This window comes from Idiomarina xiamenensis 10-D-4 (assembly GCF_000299895.1).
Taxonomy (GTDB): Bacteria; Pseudomonadota; Gammaproteobacteria; order Enterobacterales; family Alteromonadaceae; genus Idiomarina; species Idiomarina xiamenensis.
In genome coordinates this window covers 1-6,616 of the sequence record NZ_AMRG01000030.1, presented here as the reverse complement: position 1 = coordinate 6,616, position 6,616 = coordinate 1, and the positions used below count along the sequence as shown (strand labels likewise).

Genomic DNA, 6,616 nt, shown 5'->3' with positions numbered 1-6,616 from the left:
CCTAAAAGCCCGCTTAACTGCGGGCTTTTTTATGCCTGTCAGCTTGACATTAAGGCATGAGAGTAGTTGTATAACAGCATCTGTAATATTCGGGATGTTATACTTTGACCATGATGCGTTGGCTGGTTGTTTTAGCCATCAGTTTATCGGCGTCGGCACGCGCTGCGACCGAAGTCGATGTGGCCGTCTATGAGTTTCCACCGTATTACTCGATGCATTTCGAGCAACACGTGGTGGGTGAGTTGGTCAAAGTGCTCAACGACTACCAGAATCAATATAGCTTTCGCCTAAAAGTTATCCCTCCTAATTGGCGTTATCGCGCGCTATCGGCAACAGGCTGTTGCGACGTTATTTTCTTTGAGGCTTATGAATGGGGCTGGAAGCAGCGACATATTGACGTTGAACAAACGGTACCGTTAATCAAAAGCCATAATCGCTTTGTCACCTTAAAAACGCCTCAGCGCGAGCAAGATTTTTTTGCGCACAAGCAGGGTAAGCGTATCGGCGGTATGGCGGGTTACGTTTATAATTTCACCGATGGTGAAACTGACGTGCAGTATCTTGAGAAACATTACAACATGTACTTAAGTGACTCGCAGATCACCAATTTGCGTTTACTGCGTAACCGACGTTTAGATTTTGCCATCATCAATGAAGAGCTGTTAGCCACGTTAGCCAACAGCGATAGCGATTATGGTGACAATATACTGATGTCAGAAAAGCAAGACGGTGAGTATTTGCTGCGCATTTTGGTTGGCGCCAATAAAGCGATTACCGCAGCAACCATGCAACAGTTATTGCGCGAAGTCGGTTCGACCGGCGAAATTGACCGTATCATCAGGCAGTTTAATCTAGAGCGATACCAAATTTACCGACCGCGGGTTTATCGTTAAGCGACCAGGTTACTTAGCGCTAATAAACGCTAAGTCCTAGACGATTGGCTAGTTCGCGGATCATGTACATACCCCGCGTCGAGTTACCATAGTTGTTTAACGGTGGGCTCCATGCAGCTAACACACCGAAGTCTGGTACGATAGCGACGATGCCACCGCCGACGCCACTTTTAGCTGGAATACCGACCTCAAAGGCAAACTGTCCGGACTGGTCATACATACCGCTGGTCGATAGCAACGCGTTGATGCGTTGGGTATCACGATGGCTGGCAATACTGTTACCGCTAAACGGGCAAATACCGCGATTGGCTAAAAATGCAAAAGAGCGCGCCAATTGCTCGCACGACATGCTTAATGCACACTGCCAAAAGTAATGATCGAGCACCTCGCCAACGTCGCTGTGTAAGTTACCAAAGCTTTTCATCAAATACGCTAACGCGGCGTTACGACTGCCGTGGTTGAGCTCTGATTGATGCACATCTGCGTCGGCAAAGATATCATCCGAGCCCGCCAGTTGGCGCACAAGACTCAAGACGGCGTTTTTACTGGCTGAGTAATGGCTAACCAGCACATCACTCACTAAAATCGCACCAGCGTTGATCATGGGATTTCTGGGAATGCCTTTTTCCCATTCTAATTGCACGATCGAGTTAAACGGTTGCCCCGACGGCTCCATTTGCACTCGCTGCCATAGCTCGTCGCCGACACGTTGCATGGCTAACATCAGACCATACAACTTGGATACCGACTGGATCGAAAACGCTTGCTGCGCCGCACCCGCCTGATAAAGCTTGCCGTCTAACGTGGCAAGGGTCAACGCACATTGCTCTGGCTCAACACAAGCCAGCGCCGGAATGTAGTCGGCGACTTTGCCGCCACCGACTTGCTGCGCCTGTTGCAGTATGCTCTCACATAGCGCCTGAATATCATCGGGTGCAACAATACCCTGTTGTTGGTCGCGTGCGGCTTGCGGTAGATCAGGGTTCAACGGGATGCTCCGGATGACTAACAGTGGCGAGTTTTTCACGCAGTTCAGCGGTTAATGGCACGGCTTTTTGCGTTTGATAGTCAAAGTAAACCATGACATTGATGCCCTTGGCGCAAAGCTCACCGTCTTGCCAGACTTCGCTGCCAATATCGAACGAGCTGCCACCCAAACGCGCGATGTAAGTTTTTACCGTGATCGGCTTGCCAAAATAAACTGGTTTGACGTAATCCACCTCTAAACGCGCGACAATCAAACTCCGTTTATCTGGCGCCATATCACCAAAGAAATCAAAAATCGGCAAACGTCCGGTTTCAAACCAACCAGGAATGACGGTGTTGTTCACGTGACCGAGGGCGTCGGTCTCATAAAAACGAACAATAAACTGCTGCTCTAGCATGGTTGCTTCCTTGTGCTGCTCTTGCGTTCAGTTAATCTGACTTAGCGCTTACGACTTTAGCATGGGAGCCAAGAAGCGCGCGGTATGTGACCGTTCACATTTGACGATATCTTCAGGGCTACCCTCAACCAGTATCTCACCACCGCCAGAACCACCCTCGGGTCCCAAATCGACGATCCAGTCGGCGGTTTTTATCACATCTAGATTATGTTCGATGATGACAATGGTATTGCCGTGGTCGCGTAAGCGATGTAATACGGTCAGCAATTGCTGAATATCGTGGAAGTGTAAACCGGTGGTCGGTTCATCCAGAATGTACAGCGTCTTACCGGTATCACGTTTACTCAGTTCGCGTGACAGTTTCACCCGTTGGGCTTCACCACCCGACAGCGTGGTCGCCGACTGACCCAAACGAATATATGATAAGCCAACGTCCATCAGCGTTTGTAGCTTGCGAGCAATGGCCGGCACTGCATCAAAAAACTCACGCGCATCTTCAACTGTCATATCCAATACTTCGTGAATATTCTTACCTTTGTATTGAATTTCCAGTGTCTCTCGATTGTAGCGCTTGCCACGGCAAACATCACAGGGCACATAGACATCCGGTAAAAAGTGCATTTCCACCTTGATCATGCCGTCGCCTTGACAGGCTTCGCAGCGACCACCCTTCACGTTAAAGCTAAAACGGCCCGGTTTGTAACCACGCGAACGGGCTTCCTGAGTACCGGCAAACAGTTCCCGAATCGGTGTGAAAATGCCGGTGTAAGTTGCCGGGTTAGAGCGTGGTGTACGGCCAATCGGACTTTGATCGATATCGACCACTTTATCCAGATATTGCAAACCATCAATGGCGCGGTAAGGCGCAGGTTCTGAAACCGTAGCACCGTTTAACTCGCAATGCGCCAACGGGAATAGGGTGTCGTTCACTAAGGTTGATTTGCCCGAACCGGAGACGCCGGTGACACAAGTCATCAACCCGAGCGGTAGGGTTAAATTGACTTGTTTTAAGTTATTACCGCTAGCGCCTTCTAAGCGCAGGAAATTTTCACCGGGTAAGTGCCGCTGTTCTGGCACTTCGATCAGCTTACGACCAGACAGATAATCGCCGGTTAACGACTCGGCATTGGCGACAATGTCGTCTACCGTGCCTTGGCCAATGACTTCACCGCCATGCACACCGGCACCCGGACCGATATCAATAACATGGTCGGCGGCGCGGATGGCATCCTCGTCGTGTTCGACCACAATGACGGTGTTGCCCAAGTCACGTAGATGTGTGAGGGTACCCAGCAATCGCTCATTATCACGTTGATGAAGGCCGATAGAGGGCTCATCAAGCACGTACATCACACCGACTAAACCGGCACCAATCTGGCTGGCTAAACGAATGCGCTGTGCTTCACCGCCGGAGAGCGTCTCCGCCGAACGTGACAGGCTTAAATAATTTAAGCCGACGTTGACCAAAAACCGTAAACGGTCATTGATTTCTTTTAAAATTTTCTCGGCAATTTGCGCCCGCTGGCCGCTCAGTTCAAGAGTTTGAAAGAACTCCAGCGCATCGCCGATGGATTGTGATACCACTTCGGGCAAGGTGGTGTTACTCACGAACACGTGCCGTGCTTCTTGCCGCAAGCGGGTACCATGACAGCTTTTGCATGGCTGTGAAGCTAAATATTTTGATAGCTCGTCACGTACCGCTTGCGAGTCGGTCTCGCGGTAGCGACGTTGCATGTTGGGGATGATACCTTCGAACGCATGCTTACGTACCACACGATCGCCACGATCGTTCATATAGGTAAATTCAATTTGCTCGCGGCCGCTGCCATGTAAAATAACGGCCTGCACATCGTCGCTAAGACTATTAAACGGTGCGTTCAAGTCAAATTCATAGTGGCGCGCCAACGATTGCAGCATTTGGTAGTAATAAAAATTGCGTTTATCCCAACCGCGAATAGCGCCGCCGGTTAGGCTGAGTTCGTCGTTAGTAACCACTTTGGCGGGGTCGAAAAACTGCTCGACGCCTAGGCCATCACAAGCACTACAGGCGCCCGCCGGGTTGTTAAATGAAAACAGACGCGGCTCCAGCTCTTGCATGCTATAGCCACAATGGGGGCAGGCAAAATTAGCTGAGAAGACGAGGGTCTGGCCGTCACCCTCCATCGGCGCCACCAACGCTGTACCGCCGCTTAATTCCAAGGCGGTTTCAAATGACTCGGCTAAACGCAGCTCTAAGCCACTACGAACTTTAATGCGGTCTACCACCACTTCAATGGTGTGCTTTTTTTGCAGTTCTAACTTGGGTGGATCGCTTAAATCGCAGATGTCGCCATCGATGCGTGCGCGAATAAAACCTTGCGCCGCCAAGTTATCTAAGACCTTTTGGTGTTCACCCTTACGTTCCTGCACAATCGGTGCCAATAACATCAGCTTCTCACCCTCTGGCAGAGTGAGCACCTGATCGACCATTTGGCTTACCGTTTGTGCCGCCAATGGCACATCGTGAGTGGGGCAACGCGGTTCGCCAACGCGGGCAAACATCAGCCGCAAGTAATCGTAAATTTCGGTAATGGTACCGACCGTCGAACGCGGGTTATGTGAGGTTGACTTTTGCTCGATAGAAATCGCTGGCGATAAGCCTTCGATACCGTCGACGTCGGGTTTTTCCATCAGCGACAAGAACTGGCGCGCGTAAGCCGATAACGATTCGACGTAACGCCGTTGTCCTTCGGCATAAAGCGTATCAAAAGCCAGCGATGACTTACCCGAACCGGACAGCCCGGTGATGACAATCAGCTTGTCGCGGGGAATGCTAAGATGGATGTTCTTCAGATTGTGGGTGCGTGCACCTCGTACTTCAATCTTGTCCATTGTTCCTGTCTGCTGTGTTGATGAGAAAACGGTCATTATCGCACATCGTGCGGGTTCTGGTACAATAGCGCGCCAACAATCTTTGTCATATCCATAGAAGGCAGTCGGTTTGTCCAATAAACAAGTACTTAATCGCACTGAACGACGCGCCGCGGTATCTTTAGCCGCCGTCTTTGGGGTACGCATGCTCGGCCTGTTTTTGATCATGCCGGTATTGGCAATTTATGCCCGCAGCTATCCTGATTACGCGCCTTGGTTGGTCGGTTTGGCCATTGGTGGCTATGGTCTGAGCCAAGCGCTACTACAAATTCCGTTAGGCTTATTATCTGACCGCATTGGCCGTCGACCGGTGATCATCGGGGGATTATTGGTGTTTGCCGCCGGTAGTGTGGTTGCCGCCACAGCATCATCGTTAGCTTGGGTAGTGGTGGGACGTGTGATGCAAGGTATGGGAGGGCCGCTATTCTCGCCTTAGCCGCCGACGTCTCGCGCGAAGAACAGCGGCCAAAAGTGATGGCCACGATAGGCATGTGTATCGGTTTAGCGTTCGCCTTGGCATTGGTTTTAGGTCCGTTTTTAGGGGCAAAGATCGGTTTGTCGGGGTTGTTTTGGCTGACCGCCGCAAGCGCCATCATGGCGATTGTGTTGTTACTGTTGGGTGTACCCAAAATTGTCACCCACAGTGCGCGCCGTGATGCGTTGCCGGTATGGAGCGAAATGTCATCGCTATTGCGCCACCCGCAACTATTGCGGTTAGACTTTGGTGTGTTGGCGCTACATTGTACGTTAACCGCCTGGTTTGTCATTCTGCCGCTGGAGCTAGTGAGTGCTGGCTTACCTGAAGAGCAGCACGGCTGGCTATATTTACCAACACTATTCGGCTCCTTTGCACTAATGGTGCCGATGTTGATTGTGGCCGCGAAAAAGCAGCAGCAAAAGCGCTTTTTTCAACTGGCCATTAGCTTACTCATCGGCGCGTTGGTGATTTCGCAATTATTTAATACGCATTGGTGGGCACTGGTTGTCGGTGTCTTGATATTCTTTGTTGGCTTTAATTTCTTAGAGGCCAGCTTGCCATCGCTATTAACCAAACTGGCACCGCCCGGCAGCAAAGGCAGTGCTAGCGGTGTGTACACCACCAGTCAATTTTTAGGCGCCTTTTTAGGTGGTGCTGTGGGTGGCTGGTTGCAACAGCATTTTGGCCCACAAGCTGTTATGCTTTTTTGTAGTGGGCTGTTACTATGTTGGTTACTCGCCACCATCGGTATGCGCGATCCGGCGCAATATCGCTCGGTCAGTTTTACTACCGCCGTACAGGGTCAGCAGCAAGCCGAACAATTGGCGCAGCAACTCAGCGTCATTGGCGGCGTGGTCGAAGCGCGAGTGGTGGTGGCCGACAGTGCAACTTATTTGAAAGTCGAAAAAGCGCATTACGATGAGCCGGCTGTGCAAGCCGTTATTGCCCGC

General features: G+C 50.9%; 4 protein-coding genes and 1 pseudogene. 2 read left to right on the top strand and 3 right to left on the bottom strand.

What is annotated here, in order from left to right:
* Positions 1-110: 110 nt before the first annotated feature.
* Positions 111-893: a transporter substrate-binding domain-containing protein gene (locus tag A10D4_RS13090; protein ID WP_051002130.1), complete on the top strand. Its 783-nt coding sequence runs from the start codon at positions 111-113 to the stop codon at positions 891-893.
* Between the two features lie 19 nt (positions 894-912).
* On the opposite strand, the gene glsB is transcribed toward A10D4_RS13090, so the two are convergent.
* From glsB to uvrA, 3 genes are read right to left on the bottom strand one after another with little or no spacing between them, the layout of a single operon-like run.
* A complete protein-coding gene (gene glsB, locus A10D4_RS13085; RefSeq protein WP_008490080.1) occupies positions 913-1,881 on the bottom strand; it encodes a glutaminase B in 969 nt (322 codons plus the stop codon).
* A complete protein-coding gene (locus A10D4_RS13080; protein WP_008490079.1) occupies positions 1,871-2,278 on the bottom strand; it encodes an acyl-CoA thioesterase in 408 nt (135 codons plus the stop codon). The genes glsB and A10D4_RS13080 overlap by 11 nt, the downstream gene beginning before the upstream one ends.
* 48 nt (positions 2,279-2,326) lie before the next feature.
* Entirely contained in the window at positions 2,327-5,149 is a 2,823-nt protein-coding gene (uvrA, locus tag A10D4_RS13075; protein ID WP_008490077.1) for an excinuclease ABC subunit UvrA, read from the bottom strand.
* Positions 5,150-5,333: 184 nt separating this feature from the next.
* Between uvrA and A10D4_RS13070 the strand changes: the two are divergent.
* Positions 5,334-6,616 (top strand): annotated as a pseudogene (locus tag A10D4_RS13070) (MFS transporter); the annotation flags it as partial.